This window comes from Burkholderia sp. Leaf177, from assembly GCF_001424345.1.
In the GTDB taxonomy this organism is placed as follows: Bacteria; Pseudomonadota; Gammaproteobacteria; order Burkholderiales; family Burkholderiaceae; genus Caballeronia.
Genome location: NZ_LMPF01000022.1, coordinates 26,444 through 45,759, shown reverse-complemented (window position 1 = coordinate 45,759; position 19,316 = coordinate 26,444). Strand labels below are relative to the sequence as shown.

Here is a 19,316-nt window from a genome sequence, read left to right as displayed (position 1 = left end):
GATGAAGCATTCCCTCTGGATTGCCTGCGTTGTCGCGATGCTATGTTCGACGGCATTGCTCGCCTATCTGCTTCCGGGCGATTTCGCACAATGGGTGCAGGGCCCCGCTATGTGGATCACCGCGTCGTGCGTGGTCTTCGGCGTCAGCTACACCGTGGTCGCTACCTTTTTGGTGAGGCGTTTTTTTGCGCGACCGGTGGTCGAGGCCACGACATTTCCCGCGGTGACTATCGTAAAGCCGCTGCATGGCGCGGAACTCGCGCTGATGCAAAACCTGGTTTCGTTCTGTGAGCAAGACTACCCGGGGCCTATCCAGTTTCTGTTCGGCGTGCATGATTCACGCGACGTTGCGCTCGACGTGGTCCGCCACGTACGCGGGCTTTTTCCGGATGCGGACATCACCGTAGTGTCCGACGCCCGCTTGTACGGGCCGAACCGCAAGATGAGCAACGTCCTCAACATGCTGCCCGAGGCCCGTCACGATATCCTTGTCTTCGCGGACAGCGACGTGGCCGTGGAGCAGAACTATCTACGACGCGTGGTCGGGGAGCTGCATCAACCTGGCGTGGGTCTTGTAACGTGCTTGTACTGGGGGAAACCCGACACCGGTTTCTGGGGCAGTCTTTCAGCCGATGCCAGCAATTATCAGTTCCTGCCGGGCGTTGTACTTGGACTGGCATCAGGTCTGGCGCAGCCGTGTTTCGGACAGACGCTCGCCATGCGCCGCGCTACGCTCGAGAAAATTGGCGGCTTTTCGCAGTTCGTCCATCATCTTGCCGAAGACCATGCCATTGGCGAGGCGGTACGTCTTGCCGGGGAGAAAGTCGTCGTGCCTGCATTTGCGGTGACCCATGCGTGCGTGGAAAAAAACGCGGCTGAATTTGTCGCGCACGAGTTGCGATGGAGCCGAACGATCCGCACCATCGATCCTGCCGGTCACCTGGGTTCGGTGCTGACGCATCCGCTGGCCTTTGCCTTGCTGAGTGTGGTGGTGTCGGGCGGCGCAATATGGGCGTGGACCACCGTCGGTACGGCAATCATCGCGCGGCTTGCGCTCAAGCTTCAGATGAACAAGGCGCTAAGGCGACCGGCTGCGGGCATCGCGCTGTTGCCGATCTGGGATATTGTGCTGTTCGCGGTCTACCTGCTGAGTTTTGTTTCATCGCGTGTAGTGTGGCGTGGTTTCAATTTCACGGTGGGACGGGATGGCTTGCTGGTTCCGGTCACCGAGGAATGAATGTGGTGAAGCGTTATTTGGGAGGCGCGGCGGCGCTCGCCGGATTGATCACCGCGGTATGGCTGGTCGCGCACGAGAACCCCGGCGCGGTGGTCGCGCTCATGCGCACGGCTGGGTGGGGATTGTCTATCGCGGCGACGGCGCATGTGCTGCCCATGATCGCAAACTCGCGCGACTGGCAAACGCTGATTCGCGGGGCAAACCGGCCCACGCTGTGCCGCATGCTGCACCTCGTATGGATTCGCGAGTCGGTCAACAGCATGCTGCCCGTCGCGCGGATTGGCGGCGAAGTCGTGTCGTTCCGATTGATGGCGCGCCGTGGGCTGCGCCCAGCGACAGCAGCGGCGAGCATCATTGTCGATATGCAGTTGACCGTCATTAGCCAGCTCGTGTTCACGCTTGGCAGCATCGGGTATCTTGCGGCGCAGTCGAGTTCGAGCATGCTGCGACTGTCCGCCGAACTCGCGCTTGGCGCGGCCGTGCTCGCGCCATTTCTCATTCTCTTCGCACTGGTTCAGCACGCGCGTCCGTTTGAACGCATGGCACGGTTCGTCAACCGGATGTGCGGCGGTCAGCTTGCCGAACTCGTTGGGCACTCTGGCCGTATCGATCAATCGATGAAACTGATTTGGCGCCGCCGCGGCGTCATACTCCGATATGTCTTTTTCTGGCAGCCGGTTCAGTGCCTGCTGACTGCACTCGAGTTATGGCTTGCGCTGTATTTCCTCGGTGTTACGGCGGGTTTCGGGAAAGCGGTCGTGCTGGAACTGCTCATTCAGGCTGTGAGCAGCGCTGCGTTTTTCATACCCGGCGCGCTCGGGGTACAGGAAGGCGGGTTCGTGCTGATCGGTGGCGCATTGGGGTTCGATCCGGCAACAAGTCTCGCGCTTGCGGGCTCACGGCGCATCCGCGACCTCATCATGTTCCTACCCGGACTGGTCGCGTGGCAAGTCGCTGAAGCAACCGGCGCATCCTATCCTCCAGAAAGCCGTCCCGCCGGCGCGCGCATCAGTCCCTGACTTACGACGTGTGCGCGACGCGTGTGGCATGTGCGAAGACATCGGCGAAACCGCCGCGCAAAGCGCCGGTGGTGCGCACCGCTGCCGCCACGCGCGGTGAGAGCAAAGCGGCGAGTTCATCGGCCGGGCGATAGCCGGCCATCGATGGCGTTACGGGCGCAGCGCTTTCGTCAGCGCTTGCGGGGTGCAAATAGATCTCTGTGACGCCATCGTGCAAGTGTTCCAGCGCTTTGATCAGCGCTGCCTCGTCCATCCGGCCGCTTTGGTTGATACCAATGACCCGATCGTTGTGCGCAATGCCGTGACGGTCGAGCCGTGCATTGACCAGCGATATCCATGGAACCAGCGCGGCAGGGATATTATTTTCGCGAGGCAGCCGCATTGCACGCATGCCAAACTCGCGGCCAACCTTGAGGATGATCGTAAGCACTGTCGGATGGAGGTGAAAGTGCTTATGGGTGTTCACGTGGTCGAGCGCAAGGCCGGTTGCAGCAAACGCCTCGAATTGCGCGCGAATCTCGCGTTCAAGCTGAGCGCGTACATGCGGCAGGAAGAAGAACCGTATGCCGTCCCGGACCATCGCGTCGCCGAAGCGCCCGTTGCGATTGACCAAGGAGGGTATCTCCGTTGCCGCCAGCGTTGCCTGTCCGTCTGCTAGGACCAGATGCAAACCCACGCGCAGATCCGGTGTCCGCCGCGCGCGTTCGATGGCGTCTGCCGCTGCATTTGCGCCGACCATGAGGCTCGCCGCGCTTAACACGCCGTGTTTGTGCGCACGCTCCACGGCGACGTTGACGCGTTGGTGCAAGCCAAAGTCGTCGGCGGTGATGATAAGCGCGCGCGATACACGGCTAGTGCTTGCGAGGCGAGTGTCTAATGGCATGCGCAACATTTTCATGCGGACTTTTTTTCACGCTGCTAGGTTCGATCAAAGGCTTCGGGACCATCCGGCTGGTTTTTGCCCGGAGCATTCTCATCAATGCGAATTCGGCTCCCACGCCATATCACGTGCGATCCGAATGCTGCGACTACCCACTCGGCCCACAAGAGCAAATCGCGCAGAGGAATCAGCGGCAAGTCGCGCAGAAAAGCGCGCCAGTCACGCGCCCGGCGCCAATGCAACAAGACGCGCGCGCTGACGCCAAGCGACGTGCAGAGGTCCGCAAGCATGTCTACCATCCCTGCCGAGCTCAAGCCGCCGTTTGCGTCATCACCGAGGCCGAGAATGAAACTCGTCAGCAGCCAAGGAGATGAAAACGAGATGAGAATAAACGCAAAGCCGAGTGGATGAACTGTTCGGATCGTGCGAAGCCAGCGGGTCTCGCGTTGCCAGAGCGAGACGAAATCACGCTCGGTCACGTCGGTCGAAACAACGACTTCAGACAAATAAGTGCATAGCCCCAGTTGACGAATTTCGTGAGCGATTGAATAGTCGTCGGCGACGCAGTTTTTCACCGCCGCTAGTCCGCCGATAGTATCCAGGGTCTCGCGGCGCATGGCGAGCGTCGCGCCGAAACCAAAGCGCTGCGAACCGGTGGCATGAGCGAGATAAACGGACGGCACAAACCATTCATCGATAAAAAGTGCACCCAGGCGCGTCCAGAAGTTTCCGACCCGGCGCGCGCGATACAGGCAAGTCACAATTCCAACGCTCGGTTGTTCAAGCGGCGCAGTGACTTTCACCAGATAATCCGGCTGAACCGCGATGTCGCTGTCGGCCATGACAAACACGTCATGGCGCGCGTGCTGCTCCATATTGATCAGGTTGCTGACCTTGTGGTTCGCTCCGTGGAGTGTTGCGTCCACAACTAGCGTGATATCGACGTCGGGATAGATGACTCGCAATCGTTCCACCACTGCGACAGCCGGGTCGCGATGCGAAGACACACCGAAAATGAGCTGAAAGCAGGGATGGGTTTGCTCACAGAAAGTTTCGAGGTTCGCGTACAGCCGAGGCTCAAATCCACATAACGGTTTAAGCACGCTGACTGGTCGCGGCGTTGCCGCAACGGCGCCTTTCATCATTGGAGCAGCGCATCCGTGTCGAACGAGTGCAACCACGGTGATGTAGCACGCCGAAAGACAGCATAGCGCAATCAGAATCCATTCCGTCGCGGGCAGCGGCGTCCAAGTCATCGCGATCCCCGTCAAATCGTTGAGGGCCCCGTTCATCGCGCCGGCAGGCACGAATGACCAGGAATCCAGGATGTCATCAGGTCGGGAGGCGACTCGCCAACACCTCGATTGAACCTGGCTGCGTCCGATCATAAATAGACATTCATCGAATACAATTAGCGCGCGCTTACGTAGGTTTGCGTGAACGTAAGCATTGCTATGTGAAATGGACTGATACTGTGATATCCCATGTGCAAATCGTGAAGCGCAAGCGTGTCACTAAGTCTCAACTAAGTATCCGAGCTCAGGTTGCTCCGTCCAAACCTATAAGGACATACTCATATGCGGCAGGACTCCTCGACCACACCGTCTGTTTATAGCGCCCCCGCACGCTTCTTTCACTGGGCAACCGTGCTTCTTCTCGCAGGCCAATTCACGATCGCGTGGACCATGCCTGATGTGCATCGCGGCACCCAGCCCGTCGGGCTGATCGCGTGGCATTTGTCGGTGGGCATGCTGATCTTGTTGCTGGTGGTCCTGCGAATCGTATGGCGTTTCACCCATCCGGCACCACCCGAGTTGCCACACATTCCCCGCACGCTAGCGGTTATTGCACGCCTCACACACTGGGCGCTTTACCTTCTGCTGATCGCACTGCCCCTGATGGGGTGGGCCAACGCTTCATCCAGAGGTTGGCCGACCTTTATGGGCACCCTCTTGCCGTTGCCGTCCTTGACACCGGAAGGATCGCCATTCGGACATTCGCTTGGCGACTGGCATCGTGTTTTTGCTTGGGTTCTGCTCGCGCTTGTTGGATTGCATGCAGGGGCTGCGCTTTTTCATCATTTTGTTCTTCGCGATGCCACGCTTCGGCGCATGCTCTCCGCATCGCGTGAAAGCCAATAGCGGAGCGCTTAACGCGGGATGAGAAATAGTTGCATTCGCACTCAACCGCGGTCGAAGGGTTATAGCGTCTCGACGCATGCATGAACGTTATTCTGCGAGTCGTTCATTCACACAGCGGCGGAGATCGAGCATGGCATCAAAATCGGAGCTCAAACGATTTCGCAACAACCTGTCCGATGAACTCGACAGCGCCGCGCTCTACGAAACACTTGCCGGCGCCGAAGGCGATAGCGAACGCAAACAGGTCTATTCGGAACTCGCAGCATCGGAGCGCGACCATGCGCGCGTCTGGTCCGAGAAATTGCGCGCTAACGGCGTGAATGTGCGCACGCATCGGGCAAGCGCCAAGACGCAAATGATGCGCGCGCTGGTGCGAGTCTTCGGTCCGGACTTCGTGCTCAAGACGGTCGCTGCGTCCGAGTACGCAGATCGGGACAAATATGCCGGTCAGCCAGACGCCGTGGGCATGTCGGAGGAAGAGCATCGTCATGCCGGCATCGTGCAGGAGGTGGCAAATCGCGGGGCATCAGGGCAGTCGCGCGGCAGTCAGATTGCAGCGGCCGAATCGTGGCATCGAGGGGTATCGTCGGGTAACGATTTACGCGCGGCGGTACTTGGTGTGAACGACGGGCTCGTGTCCAATTTTTGCCTAATTATGGGTGTCGCAGGGGCGGGAGCACCAGCCCGTACCATTTTACTGACTGCCTTTGCCGGACTCGTGGCCGGCGCGTGTTCCATGGCGCTTGGAGAATGGTTGTCGGTTACAAATGCACGCGAACTCGCGCGTACCCAGATCGCGAAAGAAGCCGACGAATTGGAACACACGCCTGACGCCGAGCGACACGAACTCGCGCTGATCTATCAGTCGAAGGGGCTCGACGCAGCAGAAGCACGGCGCGTCGCAGCGCAGATTATGCGGGACAAGGATAAAGCGCTCGATACATTAACTCGCGAGGAGCTCGGACTCGACCCAGCCGAACTCGGCGGCAATCCGTGGACCGCAGGCCTTGTTTCGTTCTTTTTATTTTCGATTGGCGCCGTGTTTCCCGCACTGCCGTTTGTCTGGGGGGACGGCGTGAGCGGGGTTATCCAGTGCATCGTGCTCAGCAGTGTGGAATTAGCTGCCATCGGCGTGTTCACGCCGCTTTTCAACGGCCGAGGGGCAGTGTATTCAGCGGTAAGGCAGATTTTGATAGGCATGGTAGCCGCAGGCTTTACGTTCGGTGTCGGCAAGTTGTTGGGTGTATCGATGTCGTGAGATCAACTAACCCGGATGCTTTGCGCATGCTATGTAAGCCCCTGCTAATTATTGTTACGCTTCCTGAACCTATTATTGAGGTGTGGGTCGGCTTCGAAGTGGGGAGGCCAACAAATGAATACAAACCCCGATTGTCGCGGTGAGATAGGTCGGCCCACCCATATCCCGCCGACGCGCCGCGCAGCGGCATGTTGCAAGCACAATGTTTCAACAGGTTCGAAGGTAGGGGGTCATGTCAAACGGTTGGCTGGATGGGATAGGAGCCATCGCCGGGATTTTGCTCGGCGTCGCAATTCCTGCACAGGAGGCCATGCGCACGCGTAAAGCAATAGGCGCGCACTTGGCCGATCGCATCCGAGAAACCACGGATGCATTCGATGTTGCAGCCGCACTCGCGCAACAAGCGCTGTGCGCTGTAAGCGGGGCGGCGGGCGAACGCGCCGTTTTCGCTGCGGCTTACAATCGTTCGTACGTCGAGCATGTCTTGAGACGCGTGGATGCCGCCGCCAATAGCGCGGTTAAAAGCGCACCCAACGACGCAACCGGTTTCGTCATTGCGACGGCGCGCGCTCAAATCAGCACACGCGATTTCTTCGACAACCTTACGGCCGCTATTTTGACGACGTCTTCGCCGTCCGCACTGAGCGCGTTGTTCGATCGGCTTGCCAGCGATCTGCAAGAGGTCCACACCGCAGGTGAGCGAATGCTGAAGATGCGGCAAGTCGGAATGGCGGCAATCGGCACGTGCCGCGCGTTCTGGGATACCCGATGAGAGTGCTATTGGTTGAAGACGATTGGATGATCGGCGAGGTCGTAAAGGACGCGTTGAAGGAAGCGTCATGGGGTGTTGACTGGGTGCGCGACGGACAGCAGGCGCTGAGCGCAGTTATGATTCACTCATATGAAGCCGTCCTGCTTGACCTTGGTTTGCCAAAGGTAGACGGAATGAACGTTCTGAGCGTCATTCGCGCCAACAACAATTGCATCCCTATACTGATCATCACCGCACGCGACGCGGTCGCCGACCGTATTCGCGGCTTGGACAGCGGCGCCGATGACTACGTCCTCAAACCGTTCGAAATGTCCGAAGTGCTTGCGCGCTTGCGAGCGATTGTGCGTCGCCGTGCCGGTGTCGCCGCGCCTGTGCTAACGAATGGCATCATATCGTTGGATCCTGCCACGCATGAAGCGCACTCGCCAGGGATAACGTTACGGCTTTCCGGGCGCGAATTTGCGCTGCTGCACGCGTTAATGATCCGTCCTGGTGCGATCCTGTCGCGCGTGGAACTCGAGGACCGCATCTACGGCTGTAACGAAGAAGTTGAAAGCAATGCAGTCGAATTTCTGATTCACTCGCTGCGGCGAAAGCTCGGCAGCGATACGATTAAAAACGTTAGGGGTGTCGGATGGATGGTATCGAAAGACGGCTAGGGCAGTCGCTCCAATTGCGGTTGTCCACGTGGCTCGCAATTGCCGTTGTTTTGAATGCTGTCGCAGCGGCCATCTTCTCTTTCAAGGCCGCGTTCTACGAAACCAACGAGATCCAGGATCAGCAGCTAAAGGAAGTGGCTACGCTTGTCACGGCGAAAAATGTGGACTTCATGGCGGAAGGCTCTGTGCATTATGTGCCGGAGTTCGAGCCGGAGGCGAAGGTTGTAGTGCAAAAGCCAGGCAACGTCAACATGCACCGCCTGCTCGACTCGCCCCCACCCCTGCCTGATGGCATGAGGACGCTGACTCTCGGCGACCGCGAATGGCGCGTTGTGGTCCGCACAGTGGCGCCGGTTACTCGCGTAGCTGTTGGCCAGCAGACTTCCGATAGAAACGAAATCGCCCGCAATAGTGCGGCCGCTACATTGATTCCGTTTCTTGTACTGGCGCCGATGTTGGCCGGCCTCGTGTTCTTGTTGGTGAGGCGTATATTTATGCCCCTCGCGCGGCTTGCCGGAAAACTTGATGTCCGTCCTGAACACGATCTTTGAGAAATACGGGTTACACGCGGCCCGCAGCTTCCGGCCGAGATCGTGCCATTTTTTGTTGCCGATAACCGCATGCTCGCGCGCGTTGCCCACTCGGTTGCGCTCTAGAGCGTTCCACAGCCGACGCAGCGCATGAATTGCGCTCGCCGCTTACGCCGCTTGCTGCAGGCAGAGCGGCTGGATGTGTCGGAGAGGCGGGCGCAGGCGCGCGAATGCTTTACTGCCTTGAGCAATGGCCTCACGCGTACGCGTTCGCTCGTCGAGCAGTCGCTGCGCTCGCGCACGTTCGGGAGGGTGACGGCATTGAGGCGAAACTCAGCCAGGTATTACCAACACCCAAGTGGTCGTGGAATTTAGGACAGGTACATCGTTCGGTTTCCAACGCTCAAGCAGTGGGTCGAGGACACCCAGTTCTGCTAAGTAGGAGCACGATGTAACTCGCGTAAGCGATGTCAGGCCCGTCAACGCCACGGCCATGTCTTATCGGGTTCCACTGTTTGGTCGCCTAACTTCGTCCCGCGGGTGAGCTCCAGTATTCGGTGTCCGGTCCATCCATTCCGCGTCCTGCGTTTGCTCGAAAATTTGGCCTTGATGCGCTGCGTCCTCACAACCGGCTAGGACCGATTTTGCAATGCTGGAATCATGGCGAAGTCCTAAAGCTAAGTCACCGTCTTACCCTCAAAAATGAATGTACAGCAGTTTCATTGCAACATCCTGTTGCAATATTCGATGTCCGGAGGTCATCCACTCGGGGCTATGAAACGTTAAGAATGCGTGAATTCGAAGCCATTGGCTGAAAGTTGCTTCGAGCTGCAGGTTTGCATCAAACCTTGAGCTTGTTCCCAACGACTTTCATGGTTTTTTAAACTGCTTAAAAATGGGACGCGAGATAAAAATAAAAATGTTGATGTTTGCGATATCTGTCCTCGCTGTCGCGACTGCGGGACGAGCGCAGGCTGCGGGATGTTTAAAAGGAGCTGCGGTAGGCGGTGTCGGCGGTCACTTCGTCGGAAAGGGCCACGCGGTAGTTGGCGCTGCGGGTGGATGCCTCGTTGGACATCACATGGCGAGTCAGAAGGCGAAGGAGGACGCCGCTGCGCAAACGCGAAGGCAGAGCGCCGCGCAGGCCTCGAAATCGTCACAATAAGTTTCGAAAGTCTATCGCCGTTTGGCTTGGCGGCGAGTTCGCTTAGGCAACTCGCAAGACTATCGAGTTTCTAGAACTTTTATCTGAATAGAACGACGAATACGTCACTTATCGCGCTTCTGGTGTATCGACGTTAGTCGGCGTGAGCCCATGCAAACCATATGACTGACCGCGAGGGCGATGCAGTAATCGGCGTGGCCGGCGTTGGTCCTGCATCGGCACCTCCAGGCGGCGGGACGTTGGGCGCTTTTCGCGGAGCTGCTGGCAGGTGGAATCATTGGTAACCCGGTCTGGGAATAATGGACGACGACCGTCCACTGGACGCAGGCACTGCCCCATTTTTTTGTTAGCTCTTCGGGTTCGGGCGGAAGCCCTTCCGCTCGACTTTCAGGCGCCGCGACCACCGTGGCAGCACGTTCACGCACCTGAGAAACCAAAGCGTTACCGGCAGTTACAGAAGCCCATAGGCGCTTTCACACACCGTTTAAACAAACGGATACGCTACTGCAGTGTTGTCCGTCATACCGTAGTGAACTGGCGAAAAATGCTCAGGAAGTTAACCATGAAACGTGCACTCTTATTGCTTCTAGTGGCAGCCGCCCCTACATGCGCATCGACAATAGCCGAGGCGCACGCAAGCGTTGGTGTGTACTTCGGCGGCCCTGCTTACGCCGCGCCTCCACCTGTCTATTACCAGCCCTATGCATCGCAAGGTGCTTATCAATCGTACCCGCCGCCGGTTGTTTATCAGGCGCCGCCGGTGGTCTACCAGGCGCCTCCGGTGGTCTACCAAGCGCCACCCATTGTGTACGGTCAGCCGCCGGGCGCCTATGGTTATGGTTACCAAGATAGATATCGTCGTGATGATTGGGACAATCGCGGGAGGCGCGACAATGGTTGGCGAAGGGGCAACGAACGCCGCTGTCATAGAGACGACGAAGACTGTTAACGTCCTCGCTGCCAGGAAGGACTAAGGTTCCTCAGCTTTATAACCCAGGTTGCTGCTTCGTTGCGGGCCACCTGCCGGAGATGCCTCCGTCAATTCCTCCGCCCGCTCCACATGCTTAGGGCGCGTTCAGATTTTTTGTTTGCCGGTCGGCGCTGGAATGAGGGCGAATCAGCCGCAGCGCCGCCAGTTGAGCGGTACGCTATCGGGATAGCGTACCTTTGAAATTCTGTCGACCATACCTGCGCCGATGCAGCCATGCTTGTTGACGGCGGCGCCGGATGGCCCCGGCCGCTGCCAACGAATAAGGAGTAGTGCGGACGTCGCCAACTGATTTCTTTATGGCTTCGACCTTGTGACCTTTGAGCGCGCATTGAATCCGGGCAACACGAGGGCATCGGGACTTTTTGCCAGATGAACGGCCTGCTGCACTGCCGCGTTAAATTCGAATGTCGTAGTCCAAAGACGAATTCGGGTCCGAAAAAAGGCTGCCCATTGGAAGTCTGCGAAGGGTTCTGGTGTCTTCGTATAGCCACCTGCATCCCGTACGAACGAGGCGAGGCTGCGGTATGGGTCGTCAATAAGGCCCGACACGTGAGTTGGAATAGCCGCAACTCCATGCAATAGTCCGAATTCGTCGTAGGGATGCACCCATCCCTTGGTCGCCATTTCAAGCCAAAAGGCGTCTCCTTTAATACTTGAGAGGTCCGCGATAATCTCGGCGTAAGCGTGTTCAATCTGTGCATCGGAAAGTGCGCGCGCAAGGTGGTGGTGGTCGGTCGCGAAGTGCGTGCCATTGCGACCAACCACCACCGGTATAGGCGTCGCCTTCAGGGCATGTTTGAGTTCGTCCGCGGAGAGCGAAGCGAAGTGCTTGCGCTTCTCTTCAATTTCGAGCATTCCAGCTGTGACTTGCGTCGGATGAATTTGCTGCAGCTCCAGCCTTAAAATCTTTCCCATGACGTTCATCCTTTCTTTACCGAAGGCGTCGAGCGTACTGGATGAAACGATGGCCATCAAGTTAGCGGTGCGATAGGCACCGTGATTGAATAAATCGGTCTCAACGTTGCGACCGATTTTGTTGGTCCATTCCACTGGAATCGAGTAGCCTAAGCGCCACCTCGCAGAGCTGATGACACCAACGGGAAGAAAGCCACATGTCAGCATCAGTTTTAAGCAGTAAAGGCAAGATGAGTAAAGCAGCGCCCGGGTTGGTTCTGGGCGCCGTCGGCGTGGTCTTTGGAGATATCGGAACAAGTCCGCTCTACACGCTGAGGGAGTGCCTGAAAGCCGCCGGCGGTGTTACCCAGCCTAACGTCTTCGGCATCGTATCGCTAATTTTGTGGTCGATTGTCGTCGTGGTTACGCTTAAATACGTAAGCTTCGTGATGCGCGCTGACAACGACCGGGAAGGTGGCATTCTTGCTCTCACGGCACTTGCGTCCGGCGTTGCACCAGCAAAATTGCGCAGCGTCCTGCTAACACTCGGCGTTTTCGGCGCGGCCATGTTTTATGGTGACTCCATGATTACGCCGGCAATCTCGGTCATCTCGGCCGTCGAAGGCGTGACGCTCGTCGACGCCAACCTGACTCGTTGGATTGTTCCGATTTCCCTTCTCATCCTCACTGGCTTGTTCGCCATTCAGAAGCGTGGGACTGGCGCGGTAGGGAAAGTGTTCGGCCCTATCATGGTGGTCTGGTTCATTACTCTTGCCGCGCTGGGCGTGCTTCATATTGCCCAGCATCCGGGTATTCTCATGGCGGCTTCTCCTACCTACGCGATGAAATTTGTTGCGCACAGTCCCGGAACCGCATTTGTTGTACTTGGTTCTGTTTTCTTGGCTCTTACGGGTGGCGAGGCCCTGTACGCGGACATGGGCCACTTCGGAAAAAAACCGATTCGGCTTGCTTGGGTATTCCTCGTGTGGCCGAGTCTCGTGATGAATTACTTTGGTCAAGCGGCGCTCGTGCTTTCGAACCCGAAGGCTGTGCAACAACCGTTCTTCGAGTCGGCGCCCGGATGGGCACTCGTGCCGCTTGTCGTCTTGGCAACGGCTGCGACCATCATCGCGTCCCAGGCGGTCATTTCTGGGGCGTTCTCCATGACCAAGCAAGCGGTGCAGCTCGGATTTTTACCCCGAATTCCCATCGTTCATACATCGACGCATGAAATAGGGCAGGTATATGTCCCGTTTATTAACCTTTCGCTTTACGCGGCTGTCGTGTTCCTGGTGGTTTTCTTTAAATCGTCCGATAACCTGGCGTCGGCGTATGGCATCGCTGTTGCATCGACCATGCTTTTGACAACCCTGCTTATGTACTTCATCACCCACTGCTTGTGGCACTGGAAGCCGTTGATGACGGCGATTGTGATTGGACCGCTCGCCGTCGTCGACGCGATGTTCGTATCGAGCAATGTCAGCAAGGTACTGGATGGCGGTTGGTTTCCTCTCCTGGCAGGCGCTGCGTTATTTACGGTAATGACGACGTGGCATCGTGGGCGTGAAACACTTATCGAACGGATGAAAGCCGAAAATCTACCTCTCGAGGAAATTATCCATTCGTTATGCAGAAGTAGTCACCCACCTGCTCGCGTTGAGGGTACCGCGGTCTTCCCTGGTGGCGTAGCTGGTATGACACCGACCGCGTTCATGCACAACCTGAAGCACAATCGGGTGCTGCATAAAACCAATATTTTTTTGGCCGGCACAACGGACAACGTACCTCATGTGAAGAAGACGGATAGGGCTGTCGTGGAGGAGCTTGGCGACGGTTGTTATGCTGTCACGGTGCGCCACGGGTTCATGGAAATACCGGACGTCCCGGCACTCTTAAAATTTTTGGAAAAACAGATACCTGGTTGGAGTTACGACGTCGGCGACACTTCATTCTTTCTGGCTCGCGACACCATTCGTGCGACTGGCGAAAGCCACGTCATGGCGCTTTGGCGAGAGAAGCTATTTGCATTTCTTGGTCGCAATGCGGCGCAGGCTGCTGAGTACTACAGCTTGCCGCCGAACCGCGTCGTCGAGATGGGTGGTCAAATCAACATTTGACTGTCTCGCGGTTGACTGGACGGCGTGCGTTGCGATGCACGCAGCTAACGAATGAACCCTCGCACCCGGCCAGACCTATTGTGTGTTTTCCAGACCGGTTATTCAAATTTCAAATCGAGCAGGTCGGGATTGAACTGAACATGCAAAAACACTAACCAGAGCTTCGGACAGGTCGACACGGTGAAGGGGATATATTAGGCGGTCCTCCCGCCAAAGGGACCTGGTCCCAAGGTACATCGCTATCAAGGCGTCCGAGGCGTCGTTGAGTTTCCATCACTGCGCGAGCGCTAGCAGGATGCACGCGAAAATCGCGAATAGGATTAGAGGCACCTTAGGACGTTTTATTAATGATTTCTGTAATATTGATGATGTTTCCAATTGGCGCATTTACATTGGCTTACGTCTCAAGGAAAAAGCGCAGACCAGCCGACCAACAAGTAATTTAACGCGTTGAACCTCGCTAGCAGAATTCAGTTCCGCTTAAGCCGCTGCTCATCGGCAGTCGTCTAAGAAGAAAACAAACTGGCGTTTGAGCAGGAGGCGGCGGTAAGTTTTCCAGAAGGTCGGCGGCAAGGTCGGCAGGATCCTCACAATAAACGCGGATGTTGACGTTGGGAAAGTTGAGAAACCCTAAAGGGTCGAACTTTGCTGCACACGGAACGATAAGGCGCTCGAGAAAGGACTTTCATTCGCTGACAATCCAACAAATTCGTAGACGGAGTTGTTAGGTCCGATCAAGCAAATAACAATCGAGATTTTGTAATATGCTTGGTGAAGGAACTCGCTATTATTTCAGTTGTCGCCGCAGTTGCCACTTCGTCCGTAACTGATATTAACGGAGCTATGTATTCCAATCGGCAATTGCCGCCAGTTACAAGGCCAACGACATCCAAGTGACCTCTTAATGAAAGCGCCACGTACTTCACTGCGCGAGGAGCAATGGCTAAAAGCGCAAGATACTCATTTGCAAAAAATAGTGACCGTTCTTGTTGTAGTTTTTCTGCTAACTGTGGGTTACTTCACGTTCCTATCGCCGGGTGAAGAACTTTTTAGCTCCAACAGATCGCCGAATGGTCAGCTAGTCGCAAAAAACTTCATGGTCGGTGGTTGCGGTGGAAGTTGCGCGACGGGACTTATCGTCGTGGAAAAACGCTATGAGGGTTCGAAGACTCAAATTGATCTCGCTGAGCCCGATCCGAGCATTCTTTTTCGATGGGTTGATGATACGCACCTTCAGATTCTCAGCCCAAACTTTCGCGCAGGCGGTCGCCCTGATACTAAAAGCGAGCTAAAAGGGGTGCACATTTCTATGGACCCGCACCCTGCCATATCGGCTAGTGAAGCCACCGCCAAACTAGCTCATGAAAGCGTTCACGAGATCCTCCATGCTGATGTAGCCGCATCGTTTTCTAAGGACATCCGCAGAAACGGCGACGTATGCCGGTTGGTGATGACCGGAGATCACGGGGGGAGGTTCAAAAAGCTTGGGATCGAAATTGATGCGCCTAGCGATCAATGCGTTCAAGGAAAACAAGGGCTCCCGAATTGCGCCAGCATGTCAACTCGTTTTTGGGTCGCCGAACCATTGGCCACCGCTCAACGGCTGATCCTAACTTCAGCAGATGTTAGTGGCGCCGACGGCTATGGTGTTCTGCCAACAGGCGACGATCATATGGCGGTAAGGGGGCAATTTTCAGGAACAAGTGCAACTCGGGTTGCAGAACGTTTGATCGATGGGCAATTTTCAATTGACTACAACTTTGAGTTTTCCAATCTCAGCTTGCGCTACCATTTTCCCGCCGGGTCAATCAGCGGACCTGGCTCACTATTCCTCAGATGCATAGGGGCAAAAGGGCTAGAGAACGTTAGACCGGCGGCCGTACAGTAAAGGCAGTGTTTCGGCTGCCAGTGGCCCTTCCGAGGGCTGTGAATGTCGCCTGAGGGACGGCCTGCGCCGGTTACGATACGATAAGCGGCAGGCCGCCCTGTCTGTCAGTGTTTGCCCGCAATCGGCCATCTGCCGCCATTCGTTCGCGCGATTGGTCGGTAATTCGGGCGTCGCCTCGTCTCTCGATAGCGGACTTTAACTGCGTCCGGCAGGAAAGTCACAGTGTTGCCTCCAGATGGAAAGGGCTCGCAGGACTCGTCGCGGAGAGGCTATCTCGGAGATTGCATTTTGCAGCCTGATTCTATCGGTCGCGTTGACTTTTCAATCGTTAGCCTGTTAATAGCATGCCCGCGGCGCCAACATACAGAATTCTTCAAACGCCATGTCGGCCGGCGCCCCCGCGCAAGAACTTGGATGCGCCATCGAAATCTGTCAGATCGTCGTTGCATTTCAGTCCGCCGTTTCCTAATCTGATCGGACAGGCTGGGGTCGACTACGGGTAGCCGTCAACACTCTAAGGGAGGTCCGAAGTGTCCTTTGATCGAACTGAGACAGCCGTGGTTTTCATCGACCCGCAAGTCGATGTTTTAAGCAAGAGTGGCAAGAATTGGGGCGCGGTGGGAGCAAGCGTGACAGAGAACAAGACGGTAGAAAACATGTTGCGAATCTTTAAGGCGGCAAAGTCCGCGAAGTTCGCGGTCTTTATCTCGCCACATTACTTTTTCCCGACTGATCGTGTATGAAAAATCAATGGACCGTTGGAGGCAGATGAATTCGCTACCGGCACGTTTGCGCGTAGTGGTCAGTTGAGTCTGGAAGGATTTGAAGGCTCCGGCGCTGACTGGCTCGACGAATTCAAACCGTACATCAACGACGGTGAGACGGTTGTTGTGAGTCCGCACAAGGTCTTCGGACCGCAAACCAACGATCCGGTCCTTCAACTACGCAAGCGAGGAGTGAGAAAGGTGGTACTGGGAGGCATGCTCGCCAATATGTGCGTCGAGTCACATCTGCGTGATCTGCTCGAACAGGGCTTCGAGGTACATGTTGGTAGCGACGCCACTGCCGGACCTCGTCATCCGGTTTGGGGCGACGGATATAAGGCGGCGATGATCAACTATGCGTTTCTCGCGCACGGTGTGGTGACTACTGACGAAGTCGTGCATTGGATGGAATGACGCACAAGTAAGATCGGTTGACAGTCGAATAGACTGTCGGCCTGAAATGCGCGTTTGCGCCGGTCGCCGAAACAACTCGACAAATTGCGATTGAGCCGGGCCATATGCGATACGCGCGTCGTGGGGACCTGCCACGACAAGGCTAATGACTGCCGGAAACCGCTGCACTTCAGAAAGAGTAGGGTCAATCGCGGTCCCGCGTCTTACCCTTGAGCAAAGTACGACCGATACCGCCACCTAATCCATGCAGGACTTTCGCGTTGTCGCCGGTAAAAACATCATGTCAAATCGAGCAAAGTGGACGACTCCCTTAGTCAACGTCGCAAGCGCCTCGGTCGATTGCTTGGAGCTCAGCAATGGCAATGGTCGGCGATCATGCCGATAAGTAAGTCCTTGCCATCTGCGCGAAGGACGGTCTCATCTCCAGTATTTAGCGTTGCAGTCCATGTGCCGTTGTCGTGCTGTTCCCATATTCCACAATCGTTGCCATCGATTTCGATCGACCCACGCATCCCCAAGGACGGGTCCGACGGATCGATGACTTCGGGATCGTTATGCAACAGGTTGATCTTCTTCATGCGTAAGCTCCGTTGATTCAAGATCGTATTTTCACTTGAGAAACTTCGGCGATAACTAAGCAATGCAAAACCGACATCAATCGAGTCCCAAGCCGTGGTCGTCGATTACTTCGCATGGGAGCAGAAGCACGCGCGCCAATGCCAGTTGGTGCCGATGCGTCTTGCAGAATGCGCGCAGCGTAGCTTCCGTGTCGATAAGTTCGAGGCATTGCGGCAGATTGCGGTGCGAGTGCTCCACATGTCGATGACGAATTCTCGTATCTCCGTGTAGATAGCCTGCATCCACGAGGTGCACTAGGGCCTGGTCGACGCCGTCTTTCTTTGCAAGATGGAGCAGGTGGTTCGCTAGTGACGGCCGGCTCAGGTGGTGCCACAACCGGCTATGGGCGACGCGCGCCGCGTGCGGAAAATAAAGACGGAGCACCATTATCTTGCGCTTACCCGCTTGGAGGTCCGGTGTCATTTGTTCTCCGTGTTGGCGGTTGATTTTTGTCGGCGAAGTGCGGCGAGTTCAGATAGTCGGATACCGCGTGGCAGATCAGCATGTTTGCTGTGCTCGACGCGTTGGGACCGGTAAATCCCCGTGTGCCCGGAGAACAAGTAGGCCACCACGCATGCAAGCCCTGCATACACACCAATATCGACCCCAAATAACTCGATGGCCATGACCGTCGAGGCGATAGGCGTGTTCGCGGCGCCGGCAAATACGGCGACGAAACCGAGCCCGGCGAGGACTGGAAAGGGCAGGGCCAGAACGTGAGAGAGCGCGTTGCCGAGCGTCGCGCCGATGTAAAAGAGTGGCGTGACCTCGCCCCCCTTGAAGCCCGACGCCAACGTGATCACGGTAAAGCCAAATTTTCCGACCGACGTGTAGAGTGGAAGCTGCCGGTGAAAAACTTCCACGATTGTCGGTATGCCAAGCCCAAGAAACGGCGATGTTCCTGGTATCAACGAAGCAAGCGCGACGGCGATGCCACCCACGAACGGACGGGCCGGCGCGTACTTGACGATTCGCTTGATCAACCCCGACAGACGATGCGTTGCGTCGGCGAACAGCATCCCCGTGATCCCGAAAATCATCCCCGCCACGATCACGTATCCCAATCCGCTCAGGCTGACCGGTGGAATGAACGGGATCGCATAAACCGTGTGATGAATTCCCCAGGCGCGTGTAACCAGATCGGCGGAAATTGACGCAACAAAGCAGCTGAGCAAGGCGTCGTATCGCAAACGTCCAATCGCCAGGACCTCGAGGCCGAACAGCGCGCCTGCGAGCGGGGTGCCGAACACTGACGAGAATCCTGCTGCGATGCCGCCCATTAGCAGTATCCGGCGGTCCTCGCGGCTAAGGCCGAAGCGGTGTGTCACCTGATCGGCGAGTGCGCCGCCCATCTGCACAGCCGTGCCTTCGCGCCCCGCTGAGCCACCAAACAAATGAGTGATCACCGTTGCGATCAACACCAGCGGCGCCATGCGCTTTGGAACGATTTTCTTCGGATCGTGGATCTCGTCGATCAGCAGATTATTTCCGCCTTCGACACTGGCCCCGATCCGCAAGTAAACCCAGCCGACACAAAAGCCGGAGACGGGCAGCAGCCCGATGAGCCAGGGGTTCGCCACGCGAGTGTTCGTGGCGATATCGAGCGCCCAAAGAAACAAGGCTGAGGCGCTTCCCGCCAAGGCACCGACGAGACCCGACAGCAAAAGCCAGCGCGCCACATGCGGCAGCATTAGGAGCTGCTCGGGAAAGACGAAACGTTTCATGAATTTCCGAGTTTGAAGAACTCAAACCTGGGCGGCGAAAGCCGCGAGGGAAGTGCGCCGAACGCGCATGCCTACGGATTCCTGACCCAGGAACGCGTAGGCATCATTAGCTGGCTTAATTAGGCGACTCAATCAGATAAGTCAGCTACGTAACTAATCCAGCGGTTTGCGATGAGCTGCAGGAGGAATGCCATCTCCGTAGCGCAATTGTAAAAGAATTCGGAGTGGGCTGTCGAGCGGGAATT

At 56.7% G+C, this 19,316-nt stretch carries 15 protein-coding genes, 1 pseudogene and 1 riboswitch; of the genes and pseudogenes, 10 read left to right on the top strand and 6 right to left on the bottom strand.

The genetic code is table 11. The annotated features are described in order from the left end of the window. Nucleotide 1: 1 nt before the first annotated feature. Nucleotides 2–1,237 carry a bacteriohopanetetrol glucosamine biosynthesis glycosyltransferase HpnI gene (gene hpnI / locus ASG35_RS19125; RefSeq protein ID WP_082508473.1) on the top strand — a complete coding sequence of 412 codons (1,236 nt, stop codon included), beginning with the start codon at nt 2–4 and terminating at the stop codon, nt 1,235–1,237. 5 nt (nt 1,238–1,242) lie between these two features. Beyond that, complete coding sequence (locus ASG35_RS19120) at nt 1,243–2,256, top strand: lysylphosphatidylglycerol synthase domain-containing protein (RefSeq protein ID WP_082508519.1); 1,014 nt, start codon at nt 1,243–1,245, stop codon at nt 2,254–2,256. A 1-nt stretch (nt 2,257) separates the two neighbouring features. Here ASG35_RS19120 and hpnK read toward each other — a convergent pair whose 3' ends face one another. Both hpnK and hpnI (ASG35_RS19110) read right to left on the bottom strand, forming a co-directional pair. After that, nucleotides 2,258–3,139 carry a hopanoid biosynthesis-associated protein HpnK gene (gene hpnK, locus ASG35_RS19115; protein ID WP_056362086.1) on the bottom strand — a complete coding sequence of 294 codons (882 nt, stop codon included), beginning with the start codon at nt 3,137–3,139 and terminating at the stop codon, nt 2,258–2,260. A gap of 35 nt (nt 3,140–3,174) precedes the next feature. Continuing rightward, nucleotides 3,175–4,392 (bottom strand): bacteriohopanetetrol glucosamine biosynthesis glycosyltransferase HpnI, encoded by a 1,218-nt coding sequence (gene hpnI / locus ASG35_RS19110; RefSeq protein ID WP_056362083.1) that lies wholly within the window; start codon nt 4,390–4,392, stop codon nt 3,175–3,177. Nucleotides 4,393–4,713: 321 nt separating this feature from the next. On the opposite strand from hpnI (ASG35_RS19110), the gene ASG35_RS19105 reads away from it, so the two are divergent. From ASG35_RS19105 to ASG35_RS19085, 5 genes are all read left to right on the top strand, one after another. Next, a complete protein-coding gene (locus ASG35_RS19105) occupies nt 4,714–5,277 on the top strand; it encodes a cytochrome b (protein ID WP_056361081.1) in 564 nt (187 codons plus the stop codon). 130 nt (nt 5,278–5,407) lie between these two features. Next, nucleotides 5,408–6,535 carry a VIT1/CCC1 transporter family protein gene (locus ASG35_RS19100; RefSeq protein WP_056361076.1) on the top strand — a complete coding sequence of 376 codons (1,128 nt, stop codon included), beginning with the start codon at nt 5,408–5,410 and terminating at the stop codon, nt 6,533–6,535. A gap of 310 nt (nt 6,536–6,845) precedes the next feature. Beyond that, complete coding sequence (locus tag ASG35_RS19095; protein WP_162244421.1) at nt 6,846–7,307, top strand: hypothetical protein; 462 nt, start codon at nt 6,846–6,848, stop codon at nt 7,305–7,307. Continuing rightward, on the top strand, nt 7,304–7,966 hold the full coding sequence (locus ASG35_RS19090; RefSeq protein WP_056361071.1) for a response regulator transcription factor: 663 nt from the start codon (nt 7,304–7,306) through the stop codon (nt 7,964–7,966). The genes ASG35_RS19095 and ASG35_RS19090 overlap by 4 nt, the downstream gene beginning before the upstream one ends. Next, nucleotides 7,942–8,517 (top strand): hypothetical protein, encoded by a 576-nt coding sequence (locus ASG35_RS19085; RefSeq protein WP_056361068.1) that lies wholly within the window; start codon nt 7,942–7,944, stop codon nt 8,515–8,517. The genes ASG35_RS19090 and ASG35_RS19085 overlap by 25 nt, the downstream gene beginning before the upstream one ends. A 2,429-nt stretch (nt 8,518–10,946) precedes the next feature. Here ASG35_RS19085 and ASG35_RS19075 read toward each other — a convergent pair. Beyond that, nucleotides 10,947–11,702 (bottom strand): ParB-like protein, encoded by a 756-nt coding sequence (locus tag ASG35_RS19075; RefSeq protein WP_162244420.1) that lies wholly within the window; start codon nt 11,700–11,702, stop codon nt 10,947–10,949. Between the two features lie 62 nt (nt 11,703–11,764). Here ASG35_RS19075 and ASG35_RS19070 point away from each other — a divergent pair, with 62 nt between their 5' ends. From ASG35_RS19070 to ASG35_RS19060, 3 genes and pseudogenes are all read left to right on the top strand, one after another. Next, entirely contained in the window at nt 11,765–13,663 is a 1,899-nt protein-coding gene (locus tag ASG35_RS19070; RefSeq protein WP_056361062.1) for a potassium transporter Kup, read from the top strand. 904 nt (nt 13,664–14,567) lie between these two features. Beyond that, entirely contained in the window at nt 14,568–15,551 is a 984-nt protein-coding gene (locus ASG35_RS19065; RefSeq protein ID WP_056361059.1) for a hypothetical protein, read from the top strand. A 530-nt stretch (nt 15,552–16,081) separates the two neighbouring features. Further along, nucleotides 16,082–16,729, top strand: a pseudogene (locus tag ASG35_RS19060) (isochorismatase family protein). Between the two features lie 350 nt (nt 16,730–17,079). On the opposite strand, the gene ASG35_RS19055 reads toward ASG35_RS19060, so the two are convergent. The 3 genes from ASG35_RS19055 to ASG35_RS19050 all read right to left on the bottom strand — a co-directional run bounded on the left by ASG35_RS19055 (nt 17,080) and on the right by ASG35_RS19050 (nt 19,071). Beyond that, the gene (locus tag ASG35_RS19055; RefSeq protein WP_056361056.1) at nt 17,080–17,307 is read right to left on the bottom strand and encodes a hypothetical protein; all 228 of its coding nucleotides are present in this window, start codon (nt 17,305–17,307) and stop codon (nt 17,080–17,082) included. Nucleotides 17,308–17,383: 76 nt separating this feature from the next. Beyond that, a complete protein-coding gene (locus tag ASG35_RS30860) occupies nt 17,384–17,770 on the bottom strand; it encodes a DUF190 domain-containing protein (RefSeq protein ID WP_082508472.1) in 387 nt (128 codons plus the stop codon). Then, a complete protein-coding gene (locus ASG35_RS19050; RefSeq protein ID WP_056361053.1) occupies nt 17,767–19,071 on the bottom strand; it encodes a voltage-gated chloride channel family protein in 1,305 nt (434 codons plus the stop codon). The genes ASG35_RS30860 and ASG35_RS19050 overlap by 4 nt, the downstream gene beginning before the upstream one ends. A 90-nt stretch (nt 19,072–19,161) precedes the next feature. Further along, nucleotides 19,162–19,278, bottom strand: a riboswitch (Fluoride riboswitch). Between the last annotated feature and the right edge of the window lie 38 nt (nt 19,279–19,316).

Coding starts and splice junctions, on each gene's coding strand:
- hpnI (WP_082508473.1), top strand. CDS start 2: ATGAAGCATTCCCTCTGGATTGCCTGCGTTGTCGCGATGCTATGTTCG.
- hpnK (WP_056362086.1), bottom strand. CDS start 3,139: ATGCCATTAGACACTCGCCTCGCAAGCACTAGCCGTGTATCGCGCGCG.
- hpnI (WP_056362083.1), bottom strand. CDS start 4,392: ATGACTTGGACGCCGCTGCCCGCGACGGAATGGATTCTGATTGCGCTA.
- ASG35_RS19105 (WP_056361081.1), top strand. CDS start 4,714: ATGCGGCAGGACTCCTCGACCACACCGTCTGTTTATAGCGCCCCCGCA.
- ASG35_RS19100 (WP_056361076.1), top strand. CDS start 5,408: ATGGCATCAAAATCGGAGCTCAAACGATTTCGCAACAACCTGTCCGAT.
- ASG35_RS19095 (WP_162244421.1), top strand. CDS start 6,846: ATGCGCACGCGTAAAGCAATAGGCGCGCACTTGGCCGATCGCATCCGA.
- ASG35_RS19090 (WP_056361071.1), top strand. CDS start 7,304: ATGAGAGTGCTATTGGTTGAAGACGATTGGATGATCGGCGAGGTCGTA.
- ASG35_RS19085 (WP_056361068.1), top strand. CDS start 7,942: ATGGATGGTATCGAAAGACGGCTAGGGCAGTCGCTCCAATTGCGGTTG.
- ASG35_RS19070 (WP_056361062.1), top strand. CDS start 11,765: ATGTCAGCATCAGTTTTAAGCAGTAAAGGCAAGATGAGTAAAGCAGCG.
- ASG35_RS19065 (WP_056361059.1), top strand. CDS start 14,568: ATGAAAGCGCCACGTACTTCACTGCGCGAGGAGCAATGGCTAAAAGCG.
- ASG35_RS19055 (WP_056361056.1), bottom strand. CDS start 17,307: ATGAAGAAGATCAACCTGTTGCATAACGATCCCGAAGTCATCGATCCG.
- ASG35_RS30860 (WP_082508472.1), bottom strand. CDS start 17,770: ATGACACCGGACCTCCAAGCGGGTAAGCGCAAGATAATGGTGCTCCGT.
- ASG35_RS19050 (WP_056361053.1), bottom strand. CDS start 19,071: ATGAAACGTTTCGTCTTTCCCGAGCAGCTCCTAATGCTGCCGCATGTG.